Source organism: Streptomyces sp. NPDC037271 (genome assembly GCF_055603605.1).
Map to the genome: position 1 here is coordinate 90,459 of NZ_JBVJVN010000016.1, position 18,928 is coordinate 109,386.

Here is an 18,928-nt window from a genome sequence, read left to right on the forward strand (position 1 = left end):
CTGAGAGGTCCCTTAATGATCCTTGTGAGCGGCACGCGCGCGTGCCTCTCGTGCCGCACGCCACTCGGGCGCGAGCACCGCCCACACCTCCATGTCCTGGCGGGCGCCCCGGTAGGGGAAGCTCTCGCGCAGCACGCCCTCCCGCATCATGCCGAGTCGCCGTGCGGCGTTGACGCTCGGGGTGTTGGCGGACGACGCGTGCCACTCCACGCGGTGCATGCCGCGCTCGTCGAACGCCCAGTCGATCAGGACCCGGGCGCCGCGTGTGACGAGGCCCCGGCCCGTCCCGGCGGGCTCCAGCCAGCAGCCGATCTCGCAGACGCCGGTGGCGGCGTCGAAGACCCGGAAGAGCAGGCCGCCGACGAGCTTGCCGTCCAGCCACAGCCCGTGCAGGAAGCCGCTGCCGGCGGCACGGCGGTCGGCGTAGGTTTGGATCAGTTCGCGGGCGGAGTCGAGGTCGGTGGCCTTCACCCCGAAGGGGATGTGCTGTGTGATGAACTCCCTGCCCCGGTCCAGGTGGGCCAGGAACTCCTCGGCGTGCCAGGTCTCCAGGGGGCGCAGTTCGGCTCCGTCGTCACCCAGTGGTATCGCGTACATCCTGCTGCCGTTCCTCCTCCGCAAGGACGTCCGCCACTTCGGCGTCCGTCGCCGCGGCCAGCCTCTCATGTGCGACGCGGCACTCGGGCGGCTCGATGCTGATGCGCGGCAGGAGCTTGTCCAGCCGTCGCGGCAGCCACCAGTTGGCGCTTCCGAGCAGGTGCATCAGGGCGGGCACCAGGAGCGTACGGAGGACGAAGGCGTCCAGGGCGACGGCGGCGGCGAGCGCGATGCCGAACATGGCGATCACGCGGTCGCCGCTGAGGACGAAGGCGAGGAACACCGCGATCATGATGACGGCGGCGGAGTTGATCACCCGGCTGGTCTCGGCGAGGCCGACGCGGACGGCACGGCGGTTGTCGCCGGTCTCCAGCCATTCCTCGTACATCCGGCTGACCAGGAAGACCTGGTAGTCCATGGAGAGCCCGAAGAGGACCGACACCATGATCACGGGCAGGAAGGGTTCGATCGGGCCTGCGCTGCCGAGGCCGAGCAGTTCGCTCCCCCAGCCCCACTGGAAGATCGCCACGACGACACCGAAGGACGCGGCGACGGCGGCGACGTTCATCGCGGCGGCCTTGACCGGTATGCCGACGGAGCGGAAGGCCAGCAGGAGCAGCAGGCTGCCCAGGCCTATGACGACGCCGACGAAGAGGGGCAGCTTGCCGACGATGACGTCGGCGAAGTCGTCGTAGCCGGCCGTCACGCCGCCGACGTGCACGTCGAGCGTGGTGCCGGACTCGGCGCGCGGCAGCACCTCGGAGCGCAGCCGGTCGACGAGGTCGCTGGTGGTCCGGGACTGCGGGGCCGACTCGGGTACGACGGTGAGGTACGCGGTGTCGCCGCCGGAGTCGTACGTCACCGGGGTCACCGAGGAGACGCCCTCGGTGGTGCGCAGGGAGGCTCCGAGGTTGTCCAGCGCGAGCCGGTCCTCGGCTCCGCCGACCTCGGTGACCAGGGTGAGAGGGCCGTTCACGCCGGGTCCGAAGCCCTCGGCGAGGAGGTCGTAGGCCTGGCGGGTGGTGGTGCCCTTGGGGTCGTTGCCCTGGTCGGAGGTGCCCAGGCGCAGCCCCAGGGTGGGCAGCGCGAGGACGGTGATGACGACGAGGGCGACGGCGCCGAGCAGCTTGGGGCGGCGCTCGACCAGCGCCGACCAGCGGGCGGCGAACCCGGTCGGCAGCTCGGGCTCGGGCCCGTGTTCCGCGATCCGGCGCCGCTCGCGCCTGCTCAGGGAGCGCGGGCCGATGTACGACAGCAGCGCCGGCAGCAGGGTCACGGAGGCCGCGACGGTGAGGACGACGGTCAGCGCGGCGGCGACGGCCACGCCGCCCAGGAAGCTGAGCCGGAGGATCAGCATGCCCAGCAGGGCGATGCAGACGGTGGCACCCGCGAAGACGACCGCCCGTCCAGTGGTCGCCACGGCGTTCTCGGCGGCCTCGGCCACGGAGAGTCCACGCTTCAGTCCGCGCCGGTGCCGGGTGACGATGAACAGCGCGTAGTCGATGCCGACGCCGAGTCCGATGAGGGTGCCCAGCATGGGCGCGAAGTCCGCGACGGTCATGGCGTGGCCGAGCAGGGTGATGCCGGCGTAGGCGGTGCCGACGGAGACCAGCGCGGTGGCGATGGGCAGCAGGGCGGCGGCGAGGGAACCGAAGGCGAGGAAGAGCACGACCGCGGCCACGGCCACACCGAGGGCCTCGGCGAGATGGCCGTCCGGCGCCTCGGTGAGCGCGACGGCGCCGCCGCCCAGTTCGACCTGGAGCCCGGCGGTCTCGGCCGCCTCGGCGGCGTCGGCCACGGCGCGCGCCTCGCCCGCGTCGATGTCCTGGGAGGCGTCCTCGAAGGTGACCGGGGCGTACGCGGTGTGGGCGTTCTCGCTGATCAGGGGCGAGTCGGGGTCGTCGTACGGGTTGGTCACCGAGGCCACCCCGGGCAGCTCCGCGATACGGTCCAGGGTGCGGGTCATGGCCTGTTCGACGTCGGTGGCGCGGACGGTGTCCGTCGTCGTGTGCCACACGATCGTGTCGCTGCCGCCGCCGAGGCCGGGGAAGCCGGAGGCGAGCAGCCGGGAGGCACGGTCGGCGTCGGTGCCCGGTACCCCGTAGTCGTTGGAGTACGCCGAGCCGGTGACCGCGGCGGCCGTGGCGGCGCCGCCGAAGGCGACGAGCCAGAGCAGGACGGCGACGAGGCGGCGCTGGATGCACCAGCGTGCTAGGGCTGCCACGAACGTGCTCCCAGGGTGTCCGATTGTTGATCTTTGACCGGGAACAGTCGTTCATCGTGTGAACAGCCCGCAAAGAACGCATCAGCGATGCCGAGCCACTCTTTCAGGCATAGATGATCGTTTGAGGTTTTCGTGGGCTTATTCACAATTCCGCCGCATCGACCCGCGGGAACTCCCGAGGCAACTCCCGAGGGAACCGCTGGGCCGCATGGTGCTGTCGTTGACTTGGGCGACGAGTGCCGGGCAAGCTGACGCGCGCTCACCTACGGCACCGCACGCTCGTACTGGGCCGTCAACACGTCTACGCCGGGGGACAATCGACTTGAACAGTGCCATGCACTACATCGGACCGGACACGGCACCCGACCGGTACCGGCTCCTCAACTCGATCGGCCGGGGCGGCGAGGCCGTGCTGTACCGGGCGACGATCCAGCTGGACGGCGAGCCCGAGACGGTGGTCGTCAAGGTACTCGACGCGAAGAACACGCTCACGCCGGACCAGTTCGAGCGGCTGAGCGCCAAGTGGAACGACCAGGCGGAGCTGCTGCGTTTCGTGGGGCGGCCGGGGGTCGTGGGGGTCCGGGAGCACTTCGAGGGGCCGCCGATCCACTCGCAGGGCGGGGCGGCGTCCGCCGCGGGGCGGGCGCTGGTCCTGGTCATGAACCACGTCGACGGCCTCGACCTGCGGGACTGGCGGGCCGAACGCACCCTCGCCACGCATGCCGAGCGGCGCGAGGCCGGCCGGGTGCTGGAGCAGCTCGCCGACACCCTCGACTGGCTGCACTCCGGCCGGGCCACACCGTCCGGGCGCACCGTGGTCCACGGTGACCTGTCGCCGGGCAACATCATGGTCGACGTCCACGGGCAGGCCACGCTCGTCGACTTCGGCCTCAGCAAGCTCACCGCGGACCACCAGACCGCGGAGGTCTGGTTCACCCCCGGGTACGCGGCGCCCGAGGTGTTCGACGGCAAGCGCACCCCGAACACGGACCGGTACGCGTTCGGGGCCATCGCGTACTTCCTGCTGAGCGGGCAGACGCCGCCGAGCACCCCGGAGCAGTTGCGCGCCGCGCTGGCGGAGCTGCCGTCGGTACGGGCGCTCGCCCCGGACCGTGCCGAGCAGGTCCTGACGATCTGCGCCACGGACCCGGCACAGCGGCCGGAGAGCCTGCGCGCCTGGCTGAGCGACGTACGGGACGCGGTGGTGTCGACGACGAACCCGGTGCGGGACGCCGTACCCCCCGGGTTCACCGGCACCCAGCAGCCGCCCACGACGGTGACGGCCGCACCGACGGCACCGCCGCCGCGCCCGACCCAGGCTCCGCCGACGACGGTGACCGGTTCGGCCGTCTCCGGCCCGGCGGAGACCCAGGCGCCGCCGACCACGGTGACGCACTCGCCCGAGCCCGGGCCGGTCGGCGCCCCGGCGGCTCCGGTGGCCCCGGCGGTGCCGGAGGCGGACGCGGGCGGCAGCGGGCCCGAGCACCCTGCCCCGCTCGGGAGCTTCGGACCACCCGTCGCGCCGCTCCCCGGTGCCGGGACCGCTACCGGCGCCACGACCGGCGCCGTTCCGGGTCGTCCGGCCGGCGGGGACGGGGCGCGGCGGGTACTGGTCCCCGTGCTGGCCGTGGCGCTCGTCGCCTCGCTGGCCGTCATCGGCGTCCAGGCCATGGCCGACGACGACGGCACCACGAACGGCGCGTCCCCCGCCGTGACCAGGACGGTCACGGCGACGGCCACGGTCACGGCGGCGCCGAGCGCGCCGGAGGAGAGCCCGGTGGCGGACGGGGGGACGACCGCCGGTCCGTCCTCGGACGAGTCTTCGGCGGGTACCGGGAACGACGGGGTGGCGGACCAGGCGTCCTCGGTGTCGCTGACGACCTTCGAGACGGTCGCCCAAGCCGTGAGCGCCTCGCTCGCCGTCGGCGACGGCACCATGAACAACCGGCATTACGAGACGGCTCTCGTTCCCGACGGTGGGGACAGGGCGTGCGATGGGTGGGCCGAGTACAACCTGGGTCGTGAGTGGAAAAACCTCACCCTGACCGCCGGGGTGTCCGACGTATCGGCGAACACGTCGTCCCGCGTCGAGGTGTCCGTGGACGGACAGTCCCTGTTCACCGGGCAGGTCGATCTGGGCAAGCCGCGCGAGCTGACAATCAAAATCGAGAACGGGCTGCGGCTGCGCATCGCGTACAGCGACCCGGACAACAGCTGCGACATGGGCGACCTGCTGCTCGCCGACCCCACGCTGACGAGGTGAGCACGAGGGGCGGTGCTCCGGGACACGAGGTCCTGGAACACCGCCCCGTCACGTGGCGCGGGCGGGCGCTCAGCCCTCGACGCCCAGCTTCTGAAGGATCAGCTCCTTGACGCGCGCCGCGTCCGCCTGACCCCGGGTCGCCTTCATGACCGCACCGACCAGGGCGCCGACCGCGGCCACCTTGCCGCCGCGGATCTTGTCCACGACGCCCTGGTTGCCGGCGATGGCCTCGTCGACGGCGGCGGTCAGCGCGCCCTCGTCGGAGACGACCTTCAGGCCGCGCTTGTCGACGACCTCGTCCGGCGTGCCCTCACCGGCGAGGACGCCCAGGATGACCTGGCGGGCCAGCTTGTCGTTCAGGTCGCCCTTGGTGACCAGCTCGGTGACCCGGGCGACCTGCTCCGGCGTGATCGCCAGCTCGTCGAGCGCCTTGCCCGACTCGTTGGCGCTGCGGGCCAGCTCGCCCATCCACCACTTGCGGGCGGACGCGGCGTCGGCACCGGCGTCGATCGTGGCGACGATCGGGTCCAGCGCGCCGGCGTTGAGGATCGACTGCATGTCGGTGCCGGAGATGCCCCACTCCTCGCGGAGCCGGTTGCGGCGCACCAGCGGCAGTTCGGGCAGGGCGGACCGGATCTCCTCGACCCACTCGCGCGAGGGGGCCACCGGCACCAGGTCGGGCTCCGGGAAGTACCGGTAGTCCTCGGCCTCCTCCTTCACGCGGCCCGAGGTCGTGGACCCCGTGTCCTCGTGGAAGTGGCGGGTCTCCTGGATGATCGTGCCGCCGTCGTTCAGCACGGCGGCGTGCCGCTGGATCTCGAAGCGGGCCGCGCGCTCGACGGAACGCAGCGAGTTGACGTTCTTGGTCTCGCTGCGGGTGCCGAACTTCTCCCGGCCGTGCGGGCGCAGCGACAGGTTCACGTCGCAGCGCATCTGGCCCATCTCCATGCGGGCCTCGGACACGCCGAGGGCACGGATGAGTTCGCGCAGTTCACGGACGTAGGCCCGCGCGACCTCGGGGGCCCGCTCGCCCGCTCCCTCGATCGGCTTGGTGACGATCTCGATGAGCGGGATGCCGGCGCGGTTGTAGTCGAGGAGGGAGTGCGAGGCGCCGTGGATACGGCCCGTCGCGCCGCCGACGTGCAGCGACTTGCCGGTGTCCTCCTCCATGTGCGCGCGCTCGATCTGCACGCGGAAGGTCTCCCCGTCCTCCAGCTGCACGTCGAGGTAGCCGTCGAAGGCGATCGGCTCGTCGTACTGGGAGGTCTGGAAGTTCTTCGGCATGTCCGGATAGAAGTAGTTCTTCCGGGCGAAGCGGCACCACTCGGCGATCTCGCAGTTCAGCGCGAGACCGATCTTGATGGCGGACTCGACACCGGTCGCGTTGACGACCGGGAGCGCGCCGGGCATGCCGAGGCAGACGGGGCAGGTCTGGGTGTTGGGGTCGGCGCCCAGTGCGGTCGAACAGCCGCAGAACATCTTGGTGTGGGTGCCGAGTTCGACATGGACCTCGAGGCCCATGACGGGGTCGTACGACGCCAGCGCGTCCTCGTACGACACCAGGTCGGTCGTGGTGGTCACGGTGTAACTTCCCTCTCAGCCCAGCAGGACGTCGTCGTCGCCGAGACGCTTCAGCTCGCGGTACAGGATGGCGAGGTTGGTGACGACCGCGGCACCCGTCACGACGGCGTCGAGCAGCCGCAGGGTGTCGCTGTCGCTCCGGGCCTTCTTGATCTGCTTGTACACCCCGACGGCGCCGAACGCCGACGTGGCCATCGAGACGTACAGGCCGGACCGGGACTTCTTGAAGCCCTTTGCCTTGGTCAGTGCGCTCACAGCGACGGTGCCTCCTCGATCAGCGGGTGGCCCCACTTTTCCACGAACGCGGCCTCGACGGCGGCGCCGACCTTGTAGAGCCGGTCGTCCTTCATGGCGGGGGCGATGATCTGCAGGCCCACCGGCAGGTTGTCCTCGGGGGCGAGGCCGCAGGGCAGCGACATGGCCGCGTTGCCCGCCAGGTTGGTGGGGATGGTGCACAGGTCGGCGAGGTACATCGCCATCGGGTCGTCGGCGCGCTCGCCGATCGCGAAGGCGGTGGTCGGCGTCGTCGGGGAGACGATGACGTCCACCTGCTCGAAGGCCCGCTCGAACTCCTGCTTGATCAGGGTGCGGACCTTCTGGGCGCTGCCGTAGTACGCGTCGTAGTAGCCCGAGCTCAGGGCGTACGTGCCGAGCATGATGCGGCGCTTGACCTCGGGGCCGAAGCCGGCCTCGCGGGTCAGGGAGGTGACCTCCTCGGCGGAGTGCGTGCCGTCGTCGCCGACGCGCGCGCCGTAGCGCAGGCCGTCGAAGCGGGCGAGGTTGGAGGAGCACTCCGAGGGGGCGATCAGGTAGTACGCCGACAGGGCCAGGTCGAAGGACGGGCAGTCCAGTTCGACGACCTCGGCGCCCAGTTCCTTCAGCAGTTCGACGGACTCGTCGAAGCGCTGGATGACACCGGCCTGGTAGCCCTCGCCGCGGAACTGCTTGACGACGCCGACGCGCATGCCGGCGACGCTGCCGTTGCGGGCGGCCTCGACGACCGCGGGGACCGGGGCGTCGATGGAGGTGGAGTCCATCGGGTCGTGCCCGGCGATCACCTCGTGCAGCAGGGCCGCGTCCAGGACCGTACGGGCGCAGGGGCCGCCCTGGTCGAGGGAGGAGGAGAAGGCGACCATGCCGTAGCGGGAGACACCGCCGTACGTCGGCTTGACGCCGACCGTGCCGGTGACGGCCGCCGGCTGGCGGATGGAGCCGCCGGTGTCGGTACCGATGGCGAGCGGCGCCTGGAAGGCGGCGAGGGCGGCGGAGGAGCCACCGCCGGAGCCGCCGGGGATCTTGGTGAGGTCCCAGGGGTTGCCGGTCGGGCCGTACGCGCTGTTCTCGGTGGAGGACCCCATGGCGAACTCGTCCATGTTGGTCTTGCCGAGGATGACGACGTCGGCGGCCTTCAGGCGCTGGGTGACGGTCGCGTCGTAGGGCGGGATCCAGCCCTCGAGGATCTTCGAGCCGACGGTCGTGGGGACGCCCTCGGTGGTGAAGATGTCCTTGAGCGCGAGCGGGACGCCGGCCAGCGGGCCGAGCCTCTCGCCGCGCTCGCGCTTCTCGTCGACGGCGCGGGCCTGCGCGAGGGCACCCTCGCGGTCGACGTGCAGGAAGGCGTGCACCTTCTCGTCGACGGCCTCGATGCGGGCCAGGTGGGCCTCGGTGACCTCGACGGCCGTCAGCTCGCCGGAGGCGATCTTCGCGGCGATCTCGGCCGCGGTGAGCTTGATGATGGGATCGCTCATGGCGGTTACTCCTCCCCCAGGATCTGCGGCACCTTGAAACGCTGCTGCTCCTGGGCCGGGGCGCCGGAGAGCGCCTGCTCGGGCGTGAGCGACGGACGGACCTCGTCCGGCCGCATGACGTTCGTCAGCGGGAGCGGGTGCGAGGTCGGCGGTACGTCTTGGTCGGCGACCTCACTGACGCGGGCGACCGCGCCGATGATGTCGTCCAGCTGTCCCGCGAAGTGCTCGAGCTCTTCGGGCTTCAGCTCCAGACGCGCCAGCCGGGCGAGGTGGGCGACCTCCTCGCGCGTGATGCCAGGCATGCAGCGTTCCTCTGGGGTGAGTGTGTGTGGTGTGGGCAAATCGGCTTTGGCAAGTCGGTTTGGCCCAATCCTATGGGGCGGCGCCCCGTGCCCGTTAAACGGTTTCCCTCCGCCGCTCCCTCCCGGCCGCGGGCGTGGAGCCGCTCAGACCGCGAAGAGCAGGCCGGCGCCGACGAGGACGACGAGCGCGGTGGCGAAGTGAACGCCGAAGGCCACGGCTTTCGTACCCCCGTGGCGCAGCACTACGAGCGTGTCGCCGAGCGGCACGAGGGCCACCGCCAGCATGAACCACGCCTCGGCACGGGCGCCCGCGAAGACCAGCAGCGCCAGACCCACCAGGCCGAACGTCCCGTCCCTCAGGCCCTTGACCGTCAGATAGGCGCCGGCGTCGCCACCCGGGTCGGCCGGGACGCCGTAGCCGGTGGCGGCGGGGGCGGGCCGGAACAGGAAGCGGTAGCCGAGGAACAAGCAGAACAGGTTGAGCACGATGGCCAGGGTGTACGCGGTGACGGTCACGACCACTCCTTGCTAGCAGCGCTAGGGATGCGAGTGACGCTAGCAGAGCATCGACAGAATGGCTAGCACTGCTAGAATCCCGGACATGACGATCCAGGGGCGCCGGGAGCGCGAACGAGCGGAACGCGAGCGACTGATCGTGACGGCCGCGCGGGACCTGGCCGAGGCGGAGGGCTGGGACGCGGTCACCACCCGTCGGCTGGCCGCCGAGATCGAGTACAGCCAGCCGGTCCTCTACAGCCACTTCAAGGGCAAGGACGCGATCATGGCGGCGGTCGCGGTGCGGGGCTGCGAGGAACTCACGGCCGAACTGCGGGCGGCTGCCGCGGCGACCGCGGGCACGCGCGAGACGCTGGCGGCGGTCGGCCGGGCGTACACGGCCTTCGCACGACGGCGCCCCGCGCTCTACGACGTGGTGTTCACGCACCGGGTGGACCTGCCGTTCGCCACACCCGAGGCTCCGGCAGCCCTCCAGGAGGCGTTCGGCGAACTGCTGAAGGCCGTCGAGCCGACCGCGGCGGAGGGCGAGGACCCGCGGCTGCTCACGGAGACGTACTGGGCGGGCCTGCACGGGCTGGTGACCCTGATGCGCAGCGGCCGGCTACCGGAGGGGGCCCACGAGCACCGGCTGTCCCTGCTGATCTCTCACTTCGTGCCGCAGAACACCGCGGACCGCACCGCGGGCCGAACCACGGACTGAACGGGCCGAGCCGGGAGGTCCGCCGCGCCGCACCCGGTCGACGGCCGTCGGCGGAATCGGCGGACGTCTCCTTCGCGAGGGGCGCACCCGCCGGACGGGTGACAGGGTCCGGCAGGCGGGCGGGGTCACTCGTCGGTCGCCGCCACGGGCAGCGCGGCGGCCGGCCTCACCCAGCCCCGCGAGCCCCGCGCACGCAGCCACGCCGTCGTCTCCTCGGGCGGCATCGCGGCCGCCACCAGCCAGCCCTGTACGGCGTCGCAGCCCAGGTCGCGCAGGCGCTCCCAGGTCTCGTCGTCCTCCACCCCCTCGGCGACGACGAGCAGACCGAGCGAGTGCGCGAGGTCGACGGTGCAGCGCACGATCGCCGCGTCCTCGGTGTCGACGGCCAGCCGGGCCACGAACGAGCGGTCGATCTTCAGCTCGCTGACCGGAAGCCGCCGCAGGTGGACGAGGGAGGAGTACCCGGTGCCGAAGTCGTCCAGGGACATCTTCACGCCGTGGCCGGTCAGCGCGTTGAGGGTGTCGGCGGCGCGCTGCGGGTCCTCGAGGAGGACGTGTTCCGTGATCTCCAGTTGGAGTGCCCCCGCCGGGACGCCGTGCCGGGCGAGCCGGGCGGCGACCGCGCCCGCGAAGCCGGGGGTGTGGACGTCACGCGGGGATACGTTGACCGCGACGGGCACGAACAGGCCCTGGGAGCGCCAGCGGGCGACCTGCCCGAGGGCCGTCTCCAGCACGTACTCCGTCAGATGGGGCATCAGGCCCGAGGACTCGGCGATCGCTATGAACTCGTCCGGGGGCACCTTGCCGCGCTCGGGGTGCACCCAGCGGACCAGGGCCTCCAGACCCGCGACCTGTCCGTCGAAGCGGACCTTGGGCTGGTAGTGCAGCTCGACCTCGTGGGCGTCCAGGGCCCGGCGCAGGTCGCCCAGCAGCCCGAGCCGGTCCGGGGTGTTGGAGTCCCGCTTGGACTCGTAGACCTCCACGCCCGTACGGTCCCGCTTCGCCTGGTACATCGCCACATCGGCGCGGCGCAGCAGGCCTTCGGCGTCCAGCGCGTGGTCGGGGAAGACGGCGACCCCGGCGCTGGCCTCCAGGACGAGGGTGAGTCCGTCCAGGTCCATCGGGGAGCTGAGCGCGGCCACCAGGCCCCGGGCCACCCGGGTCGCCGACGTGGTGGAGTCGGCGACGGGCAGCAGGACGGCGAACTCGTCGCCACCGAGCCGCGCGGCCTCCGCTCCGCGCGGCAGGGCCTGCCGCAGCCGGTCGGCGGTCTGCAGCAGCAGCCGGTCGCCGGCGAGGTGTCCGAGCGTGTCGTTGACCGACCGGAATCGGTCCAGGTCGATCAGCATCAGGGCGGCGCGGGCACCGATGCGCTCGGCGTCGTCCAGCGCGGTCCAGGTCCGCTCGAGCAGCCACTGCCGGTTGGGCAGTCCCGTGAGCGGGTCCCGCAACTGCTCCTCGGCCCGGGCGCGGGCTATCCACAGCGTGGAGTCGAGGGCGATCAGCGGGATGGAGAACAGCGGCAGCAGCAGCGGTTTGGCGACGGCTACCACGCAGACCAGCGGGGCGATGCCGAGCAGCGCGACGGCGACCAGGCCCTGTCTGACCAGGGCGGTGCGGGCGACGGTGGGCAGACCGGGGCGCGGTGTCTGCAGGTACCACAGCAGGGCGCGGGTGACGGCGAGGTAGGCGACCGCGACGAGCACCACCTTGGGTGCCGCGGCCACCCCCCAGGTGTCCGGGTCCCAGGGTTCCTCCACGGACGGCTCGGAGCCGCAGAAGCCCAGCAGCAGGGCGCCCGCGGCGATGCCGAGGATGTCCACCGCGCCGTGCAGGAGTCCTTGTCGCCAGCGGCCCCGGCGGGCTACGCCGACCAGGACCACGACGGTGAGGCTGACCATGCCGGCCGGAACCCAGCCGTACAGCATCAGGACGGCGAGGGTGAGGGCGGCGCCGGAGCCGGTGCCGCCCCACCAGCGGGAGCGGCCGAGCATCACCAGGTGGCCGACGACGATGCCGGTCAGCACGGCCAGGGACCAGCCGGCGGTGCCGGACGGGAAGAGGGCGTGGCCGTCGGTGAACGCGCGGTAGAACCCGGCGCCCAGCACGAAGGCCGCGGCCGCGACGATCGCCGCGGGCAACGCGGGCCAGGACAGGTGCCGTTCGCCGTCGGCGTCGGCGTCGGACAGCACGGAGGGGTGGCGGGCGGCCGACGGTCCGGAGCCGCGGCCGGCGGACGGGCGCGCGGAGTCACGGGCGGTGGACGGCGGCGCGGAGCCACGGCCGGCGGACGGCGGCGCGGAGCCACGGCCGGCGGGCGGCGGCGCGGAGCCACGGCCGGCGGGCGGCGGCGCGGAGCCGCGGGCGGCGGGCGCGGGATGCGGTGCGCCGCCACCGCGCTGCCCGAGCCACCGGCCCACGTGCCGCGCGCCCACCATGCGACGCAGGCTCAGCCGTGAGCCCGCGGCGGCGCTCTCGGTCGGTTCCATTCCCGTCCCTCTCACAGCCGGCGGTGCCCACGCCACGCGGCCCCCGCCTCGACCACCATCAACGGCTCCGCGTCGGACAACCCTTCCCCCCGTCCCTCGGGGGCAGGGGGATGCCCCGACCGCAACTGGGCACGGCGGGCGCACATCTCAACAGTAGGCCGCGGAAGGCTTCCAGGGGCACCGGTCGTCGACGGTTGCCCGAATGCGACCAGGCCACCCGTATGCATCTGGTATGCGCCGATCGGGTGGCCTTCAACCGCTATTCCTCAGCCGAAAGCGCGACGCCGGCCGCCGCTTCGGGTCCTTGTTCGAGCAGGACGGTGAAACCGTCCTCGTTCAGAACCGGCACCTTCAGTTGCATCGCCTTGTCGTACTTCGATCCCGGGTTGTCACCGACCACGACGAACGACGTCTTCTTGGACACCGATCCGGTCACCTTCGCACCCCTGCTCTGCAGGGCGTCCTTGGCTCCGTCCCGGGTGAAGTCCTCCAGGGTGCCGGTGACGACGACGGTGAGTCCCTCGAGCGGGCGCGGCCCCTCGTCCTCCCCCGTCGACCGGTCCTCCAACGGGACTCCGGCCGCCTTCCACTTGCGGACGATCTCGCGGTGCCACTCCTCGGCGAACCACTCCTTGAGGGCCCCGGCGATGATCGGGCCGACGCCGTCGGTGATCGACAACTCCGCCTCGGTGGCCTGTTCGATGCGGTCGAGCGAGCGGAACTCGCGGGCCAGGGCCTGGGCGGCGACGGGCCCGACGTGCCGGATGGAGAGTCCGTTGAGGAAGCGGGCGAGCGGACGTGTCTTGGCCTCCTCGATGTGCTTCAGCAGCGCGAGCGTGTTCTTCTTCGGCTCGCCCTCCTTGTTGGCGAAGACCGTGACGATCTTCTCCTCGCCGGTCTTCGGGTCGCGCTTGGGCAGCCCGCTGTCCGGGTCGAGGACGTACGCCTTGATGGGCAGCAGCTTCTCGACGGTGAGGTCGAAGAGGTCGCCCTCGTCCACCAGCGGCGGGTCGGCCGGCTCCAGCGGCCCGGTCAGCGCGGCCGCGACGACGCCGCCGAAGTGCTCGATGTCCAGGCACTGCCGGCCGGCCAGGTAGGCGACGCGCTCGCGCAACTGGGCCGGGCAGGTACGGGCGTTGGGGCACCGGAGGTCGATGTCGCCCTCCTTCATGGCCTTCAGCGGCGTCCCGCACTCGGGGCACTCGGCCGGCATGACGAACTCCCGCTCGGTGTCGTCCCGCAGGTCGGCGACCGGCCCGAGGATCTCCGGGATGACGTCGCCGGCCTTGCGCAGCACCACGGTGTCGCCGATGCGCACGCCCTTGGCCTTGACGACCTCCTGGTTGTGCAGGGTGGCGAACTCCACCTCGCTGCCGGCCACCGTGACCGGCTCGACCTGCGCGTACGGCGTGACGCGGCCGGTGCGGCCGACGCCGACCTTGATGTCGATGAGCTTGGTGTTGACCTCCTCCGGCGCGTACTTGTAGGCGATGGCCCAGCGCGGTGCCCGGGCGGTGGAGCCGAGGCGTCCCTGGAGGCGGATCTCGTCGAGCTTGACGACGACACCGTCGATCTCGTGGGCCACGGAGTGCCGGTTCTCGCCGTAGTACGCGATGAACTCGCGTACGCCGTCGAGTCCGTCGACCACCCTGTTGTGCGGGGAGGTGGGCAGGCCCCAGGTCTTCAGCAGGTCGTAGGCCTGGGAGAGGCGGGTCATGCCCTTGAAGCCCTCCAGGACGCCGATGCCGTGGACCACCATGTGCAGCGGGCGGGTGGCGGTGACGCGCGGGTCCTTCTGGCGCAGCGAACCGGCCGCCGCGTTGCGCGGGTTGGCGAAGGGCTTGTCGCCCGCCTCGTTCAACCGCTGGTTGAGTTCCTGGAACTTCTCCATCGGGAAGTAGACCTCGCCGCGGATCTCCACGAGGTCGGGGACCTCGTCCCCCTTCAGGCGCTCCGGGATCTCGGCGATGGTGCGGACGTTGGGCGTGATGTCCTCGCCGGTGCGGCCGTCGCCGCGGGTGGCCGCGCGGACGAGCCGGCCGCGCTCGTAGGTGAGGTTGACGGCGAGTCCGTCGACCTTCAGCTCGCACAGGAAGTGGTACTCCTGCTCGCCGAGCTCCCTGGCGATGCGCTCGGTCCAGGCGGCGAGCTCCTCGTCGTTGAAGGTGTTGTCGAGGGAGAGCATGCGGGAGCGGTGCTCGACGGCCGTGAACTCCGTCTCGTAGGACCCGGCGACCTTCTGGGTCGGGGAGTCCGGGGTGCGCAGCTCCGGATACTCCTCCTCCAGCTCCTCCAGGGAACGCAGCAGCCGGTCGAAGTCCGCGTCGCTGACGACGGGGGCGTCCTTCACGTAGTACCGGAAGCGGTGCTCCTCGATCCGCTCAGCGAGCTGCACGTGCTTCTCGCGCGCCTCGGCGGGCACGCTCGTCGTCTCCGCCTGCTTGTCGCCGGCCACCGTGTTGTCCTCCCGTTACTCTGGGTCGTCCGCGAGGGATCTCGCCGCCCGGGCGCAGTGGGCGAGTGCCCGGCGGGCGTACTCGGGGGACGCGCCCGCGAGTCCGCACACCGGCGTGACGGTGACCGCCTCCGCGAGAAGCCCCGGATGCAGCCCCAGCCTGCGCCACAGCGTCCTGACCCCCATGACGCTACCGGCAGGGTCCGACAATGCGGCATCCGTGCCCGGGACGACACCGGCGAACAGCCGGGTGCCGCCCTCGACCGCCTCACCGATCGCGTCGTCGTCACGCTCGGTGAGGAGCGAGAAGTCGAAGGAGACACCCGCGACGCCGGCCCGGCGCAGCAGGGCGAACGGCACGTCCGGTGCGCAGGAGTGGACCACGACGGGGCCGTCCCCGTGCACCCCGGCGACGTCGCGGAGCGCTGCCTCGACGACCTGGCGGTCGACGGCCCGGTGGGTGCGGTAGCCGCTGGCACTGCGCACCTGGCCGCGCAGTACGGCGGTGAGGGACGGCTCGTCGAGCTGGAGCACGGGCCGGGCGCCCGGTACGCGGCGCCGGACCTCCGCCAGGTGCAGGCGCAGGCCTTCCGCGAGCGAGGCGGCGAGGTCGCGGGAGGCGCCGGCGTCGGAGAGGACCGCCTCGCCGTTCCTGAGCTCCAGGGCGGCGGCGAGCGTCCAGGGGCCGACGGCCTGGACCTTCAGCGGCCCCTCGTAGCCCTGGGTGAACTCCTCCAGGGCGTCGAGGTCCTGCCCGAGCCAGGCCCGGGCCCGCTTGGTGTCCCGTCCCGGGCGGTCGCCGAGCCGCCATCCGCTGGGCTCCACGCGCGCGTACAGCTCGACGAGCATTCCGGCGGTGCGGCCGATCATGTCGGCTCCGGGGCCGCGGGCGGGCAGCTCGGGCAGGTACGGGAAGTCCTCGAAGGTGCCGGTGGCGGTCTTGACGGCCTCGCGGGCGTCGTCCCCCGGCTGGGAGCCGACGCCGGTGGCGGGGCCGAAACGCGGGCTGGTCTGGCTGTTGTCGCTCACCCGGCCAGCCTATGCGGGCGGCATCGCCCCGGCGCCCGCTCCCCCGCCTGCGGTCACCGTCCCGGCCGCACCGTCAGGTCGTTGACCTCCGCGTCCCTCGGCAGGTCCAGGGCCATCAGGATCGTCGTGGCGACCGACTCGGGGTCGATCCACTGGGCGGGGTCGTACTCCTTGCCCTCCTGCTGGTGGACCTTGGCCTGCATGGGGCTGGCGGTGCGGCCGGGGTAGACCGAGGTGACGCGGACGCCGTTCGCGTGCTCCTCCTGGCGCAGGGCGTCGGCCAGGGCCTTCAGGCCGTGCTTGGAGGCGGCGTACGCGGACCAGCCGGCGTGGGCGTTCAGGCCGGAACCGGAGTTGACGAACAGCACGTGGCCCTGGGCGACGCGCAGCTGGGGCAGGAAGAGGCGGGTCAGCTCGGCGGGCGCGACCAGGTTGACGTTGAGCTGGTTGCGCCAGGTCCTGGACGTGAGGTCGCCGACCGGGCCGAGGTCGACCACGCCGGCGATGTGCAGCAGCGAGTCCACGCGGTCGGGCAGGGTCTGGTGGGAGAAGGCCCAGGAGAGCTTGTCGGGGTCGGCCAGGTCGCCGACCAGCGTCTTCGCGCCGGGGAACGCGGCCGCCAGTTCCTTCGCGCGGCCCGCGTCGCGCGCGTGCAGCACGACCTCGTCACCGCGTTCGTGCAGGCGGCGGGTCACGGCCGCGCCGATGCCGGAGCCCGCTCCGGTGATCACATGTGTAGCCATGCCCGCCATGCTCGCATCACCGCGGGGTCATGCGACGCCCTGGCTCTCCTCCAGGTAGGCCAGCGCCCCGACGGGCTCCTCGGCGAAGAACACCAGCTCGGTGAGGGGGCGGGGCAGGAAGCCCTCGTCCTCCATCCGGCGGAACTGCTCCTTGAGGCCGTCGTAGAAGCCGGCCGTGTTGAGCAGGACGACCGGCTTGTCGGTGTGCCCGTGCTTCTTCAGCTCCAGGATCTCCGTGGCCTCGTCCAGCGTGCCGGTGCCGCCCACCATGATGACGACGGCGTCGGCCTTCTCCAGCAGCAGCCGCTTGCGCTCGGCGAGGTCCCGGGCGACGACCATCTCGTCGGCGCCCTCGCGCGCCTTGGCCGCCAGGAAGTCCACGGAGACTCCCAGCAGCCGTCCTCCGGCCCCCTGTACGCCGTCGGCGACCACCTTCATCAGTCCGACGTCGGAGCCGCCCCACACCAGGGTGTGACCGCCCTTTCCGAGCAGTTCGGCGAACTCCTTCGCGGGGCGCGTGTAGCGCTCGTCGAGGTCGGCGGCGGAGAGGAAGACGCAGATGTTCATGGGGCAACGGTACGTTCGGCGCCCGGCGGGGAAGAACCCGGCCTGCGGGCACGCTGTAGTGACCGAGACCACTGTCACCGAGGAGGACGACCGTGACCAAGGGACACCGCATCACCGTCGAGCCGAGCGACCGGCACGTGCGCGTGGTGCACGGCGGGCAGGTCCTGGCGGAGAGCGACAAGGCGCTGGTGCTGCGGGAGACGGGCCTTCCCGAGCGGTACTACATCCCGGCCCAGGACGTACGCCTGGACCTGCTGACCCCGTCCGACACGCAGACGCACTGCCCCTTCAAGGGCGACGCCTCCTACTGGTCGCTGCCGGACGCGGCGGACCTGGTCTGGGCCTACCCGGACCCGAAGCCGGAGGTGGCGGAGATCAAGGACCACCTCTGCTTCTACGAGGTCGAAGTGTCCTGAGCCGAGCCGTTCCCGGGCGGTTCTGTGGAGCCGGGCGTACTGGGCCCGGTGCCGGCGGAGTTCTTCGCGAGGTGAGCGGCCCCGCGAGGTGAGCGGCCCCGGGACGGCGCCCCCGCGGTTCAGACCGCGCCGGCCGTCACGCGCGTCGTGGACGCGATCGTCGCCGAGCCCACCACGCGCGTGCCGTCGTACAGCACGATCGCCTGGCCGGGGGCCACACCCCGCACCGGCTCGGTGAACGTCACCTCCAGGGTCCCGTCGACCAGTTCCGCCCGGACCTCGGTCTCGCCGCCGTGGGCGCGGAGCTGGGCGGTGTAGGTGCCGGGGCCGGTCGGGGCGGCGCCGCACCAGCGGGGCTTGATCGCGCGCAGGGCGTCGACGTCCAGGGCTTCCGCCGGGCCGACGGTGACGGTGTTGTTCACCGGGGAGATGTCCAGCACGTAGCGCGGCTTGCCGTCGGGGGCCGGGGTGCCGATCCTGAGGCCCTTGCGCTGGCCGATGGTGTAGCCGTACGCGCCCTCGTGGGTGCCGAGCCGGTTGCCCGCCTCGTCGACGATGTCGCCCTCCGCCTTGCCCAGCCGGTCGGCCAGGAAGCCCTGGGTGTCGCCGTCGGCGATGAAGCAGATGTCGTGCGAGTCGGGCTTCTTGGCCACCGCGAGGCCCCGCCGCTCGGCCTCCGCGCGGATCTCGTCCTTGGTGGTGACCGTGTCGCCGAGCGGGAACATGGCGTGCGCGAGCTGACGGTCGTCCAGCACGCCGAGGACGTAGCTCTGGTCCTTGGCCATGTCGGAGGCGCGGTGCAGCTCTCGCGTGCCGTCCTCCCGGAGGATCACCTGGGCGTAGTGACCGGTGCAGACGGCGTCGAAGCCGAGGGCGAGCGCCTTGTCGAGCAGCGCGGCGAACTTGATCTTCTCGTTGCAGCGCAGGCACGGGTTCGGGGTGCGGCCCGCCTCGTACTCGGCGACGAAGTCCTCGACGACGTCCTCCCGGAAGCGGTCGGCGAGGTCCCAGACGTAGAAGGGGATGCCGATGACGTCCGCGGCGCGGCGGGCGTCCCGCGAGTCCTCGATGGTGCAACAGCCCCGCGCGCCGGTGCGGAAGGACTGCGGGTTGGCGGAGAGAGCGAGGTGGACGCCGGTCACGTCGTGCCCCGCCTCGGCCGCACGGGCGGCGGCGACGGCGGAGTCGACTCCGCCCGACATGGCGGCGAGGACGCGGAGGGGACGGGTGCGCTGCGGGGTGTCAGTCATAACCCTTCCAGGGTACGGGGAGGCGGGAACCGGAGCGCGCGAGTATGC

16 protein-coding genes are annotated in these 18,928 nt (G+C 72.1%); 3 read left to right on the forward strand and 13 right to left on the reverse strand.

The genetic code is table 11. From position 1 onward, the window contains the following. Positions 1–12: 12 nt before the first annotated feature. Positions 13–597: a GNAT family N-acetyltransferase gene (locus ACZ7G3_RS24975; protein ID WP_426600253.1), complete on the reverse strand. Its 585-nt coding sequence runs from the start codon at positions 595–597 to the stop codon at positions 13–15. Continuing rightward, positions 575–2,821, reverse strand: a complete 2,247-nt coding sequence (locus tag ACZ7G3_RS24980; RefSeq protein WP_470928305.1) for an MMPL family transporter — start codon at positions 2,819–2,821, stop codon at positions 575–577. The genes ACZ7G3_RS24975 and ACZ7G3_RS24980 overlap by 23 nt, the downstream gene beginning before the upstream one ends. A 322-nt stretch (positions 2,822–3,143) precedes the next feature. Between ACZ7G3_RS24980 and ACZ7G3_RS24985 the strand changes: the two genes are divergently transcribed. After that, positions 3,144–5,084, forward strand: a complete 1,941-nt coding sequence (locus ACZ7G3_RS24985; protein WP_470928306.1) for a protein kinase domain-containing protein — start codon at positions 3,144–3,146, stop codon at positions 5,082–5,084. A gap of 69 nt (positions 5,085–5,153) precedes the next feature. Here the strand turns inward: ACZ7G3_RS24985 and gatB are convergent, their stop codons facing one another. From gatB to ACZ7G3_RS25010, 5 genes are all read right to left on the reverse strand, one after another. Beyond that, the gene (gatB, locus tag ACZ7G3_RS24990; protein WP_470928307.1) at positions 5,154–6,665 is read right to left on the reverse strand and encodes an Asp-tRNA(Asn)/Glu-tRNA(Gln) amidotransferase subunit GatB; all 1,512 of its coding nucleotides are present in this window, start codon (positions 6,663–6,665) and stop codon (positions 5,154–5,156) included. A gap of 15 nt (positions 6,666–6,680) precedes the next feature. Further along, positions 6,681–6,920 carry a hypothetical protein gene (locus ACZ7G3_RS24995; protein ID WP_395574885.1) on the reverse strand — a complete coding sequence of 80 codons (240 nt, stop codon included), beginning with the start codon at positions 6,918–6,920 and terminating at the stop codon, positions 6,681–6,683. Next, positions 6,917–8,413: an Asp-tRNA(Asn)/Glu-tRNA(Gln) amidotransferase subunit GatA gene (gene gatA / locus ACZ7G3_RS25000; protein WP_470928308.1), complete on the reverse strand. Its 1,497-nt coding sequence runs from the start codon at positions 8,411–8,413 to the stop codon at positions 6,917–6,919. Before gatA ends, ACZ7G3_RS24995 begins: the two co-directional genes overlap by 4 nt. A 5-nt stretch (positions 8,414–8,418) precedes the next feature. After that, positions 8,419–8,715, reverse strand: coding sequence for an Asp-tRNA(Asn)/Glu-tRNA(Gln) amidotransferase subunit GatC (gene gatC / locus ACZ7G3_RS25005; protein ID WP_003973500.1), 297 nt, complete (start codon positions 8,713–8,715; stop codon positions 8,419–8,421). Between the two features lie 144 nt (positions 8,716–8,859). Further along, on the reverse strand, positions 8,860–9,231 hold the full coding sequence (locus ACZ7G3_RS25010) for a DUF4267 domain-containing protein (protein ID WP_470928309.1): 372 nt from the start codon (positions 9,229–9,231) through the stop codon (positions 8,860–8,862). 85 nt (positions 9,232–9,316) lie between these two features. Between ACZ7G3_RS25010 and ACZ7G3_RS25015 the strand changes: the two genes are divergently transcribed. Beyond that, positions 9,317–9,931, forward strand: coding sequence for a TetR/AcrR family transcriptional regulator (locus ACZ7G3_RS25015; RefSeq protein WP_470928310.1), 615 nt, complete (start codon positions 9,317–9,319; stop codon positions 9,929–9,931). A 125-nt stretch (positions 9,932–10,056) separates the two neighbouring features. Here the strand turns inward: ACZ7G3_RS25015 and ACZ7G3_RS25020 are convergent, their stop codons facing one another. The 5 genes from ACZ7G3_RS25020 to ACZ7G3_RS25040 all read right to left on the reverse strand — a co-directional run bounded on the left by ACZ7G3_RS25020 (position 10,057) and on the right by ACZ7G3_RS25040 (position 17,214). Beyond that, positions 10,057–12,420: a putative bifunctional diguanylate cyclase/phosphodiesterase gene (locus tag ACZ7G3_RS25020; RefSeq protein ID WP_470928311.1), complete on the reverse strand. Its 2,364-nt coding sequence runs from the start codon at positions 12,418–12,420 to the stop codon at positions 10,057–10,059. A gap of 259 nt (positions 12,421–12,679) precedes the next feature. Then, complete coding sequence (gene ligA / locus ACZ7G3_RS25025; RefSeq protein ID WP_470928312.1) at positions 12,680–14,875, reverse strand: NAD-dependent DNA ligase LigA; 2,196 nt, start codon at positions 14,873–14,875, stop codon at positions 12,680–12,682. 15 nt (positions 14,876–14,890) lie between these two features. After that, positions 14,891–15,904, reverse strand: coding sequence for a methionine synthase (locus ACZ7G3_RS25030; RefSeq protein ID WP_470928313.1), 1,014 nt, complete (start codon positions 15,902–15,904; stop codon positions 14,891–14,893). Positions 15,905–15,957: 53 nt separating this feature from the next. Then, positions 15,958–16,647 carry an SDR family oxidoreductase gene (locus tag ACZ7G3_RS25035; protein ID WP_426600263.1) on the reverse strand — a complete coding sequence of 230 codons (690 nt, stop codon included), beginning with the start codon at positions 16,645–16,647 and terminating at the stop codon, positions 15,958–15,960. Between the two features lie 27 nt (positions 16,648–16,674). Further along, entirely contained in the window at positions 16,675–17,214 is a 540-nt protein-coding gene (locus ACZ7G3_RS25040) for an LOG family protein (protein ID WP_426600264.1), read from the reverse strand. A 92-nt stretch (positions 17,215–17,306) separates the two neighbouring features. Here ACZ7G3_RS25040 and ACZ7G3_RS25045 point away from each other — a divergent pair, with 92 nt between their 5' ends. Continuing rightward, positions 17,307–17,630: a DUF427 domain-containing protein gene (locus ACZ7G3_RS25045; protein WP_470928314.1), complete on the forward strand. Its 324-nt coding sequence runs from the start codon at positions 17,307–17,309 to the stop codon at positions 17,628–17,630. Between the two features lie 119 nt (positions 17,631–17,749). Here ACZ7G3_RS25045 and mnmA read toward each other — a convergent pair whose 3' ends face one another. After that, on the reverse strand, positions 17,750–18,880 hold the full coding sequence (gene mnmA, locus ACZ7G3_RS25050) for a tRNA 2-thiouridine(34) synthase MnmA (protein ID WP_470928315.1): 1,131 nt from the start codon (positions 18,878–18,880) through the stop codon (positions 17,750–17,752). Positions 18,881–18,928: the final 48 nt, after the last annotated feature.

What these genes read in the sequence shown, in the direction of transcription:
- ACZ7G3_RS25020 (WP_470928311.1), bottom strand. Translation starts at nt 12,420, where the DNA reads ATGGAACCGACCGAGAGCGCCGCCGCGGGCTCACGGCTGAGCCTGCGT.
- ACZ7G3_RS25035 (WP_426600263.1), bottom strand. Translation starts at nt 16,647, where the DNA reads ATGGCTACACATGTGATCACCGGAGCGGGCTCCGGCATCGGCGCGGCC.
- gatA (WP_470928308.1), bottom strand. Translation starts at nt 8,413, where the DNA reads ATGAGCGATCCCATCATCAAGCTCACCGCGGCCGAGATCGCCGCGAAG.
- ACZ7G3_RS24975 (WP_426600253.1), bottom strand. Translation starts at nt 597, where the DNA reads ATGTACGCGATACCACTGGGTGACGACGGAGCCGAACTGCGCCCCCTG.
- ACZ7G3_RS25015 (WP_470928310.1), top strand. Translation starts at nt 9,317, where the DNA reads ATGACGATCCAGGGGCGCCGGGAGCGCGAACGAGCGGAACGCGAGCGA.
- ACZ7G3_RS25040 (WP_426600264.1), bottom strand. Translation starts at nt 17,214, where the DNA reads ATGAACATCTGCGTCTTCCTCTCCGCCGCCGACCTCGACGAGCGCTAC.
- mnmA (WP_470928315.1), bottom strand. Translation starts at nt 18,880, where the DNA reads ATGACTGACACCCCGCAGCGCACCCGTCCCCTCCGCGTCCTCGCCGCC.
- gatC (WP_003973500.1), bottom strand. Translation starts at nt 8,715, where the DNA reads ATGCCTGGCATCACGCGCGAGGAGGTCGCCCACCTCGCCCGGCTGGCG.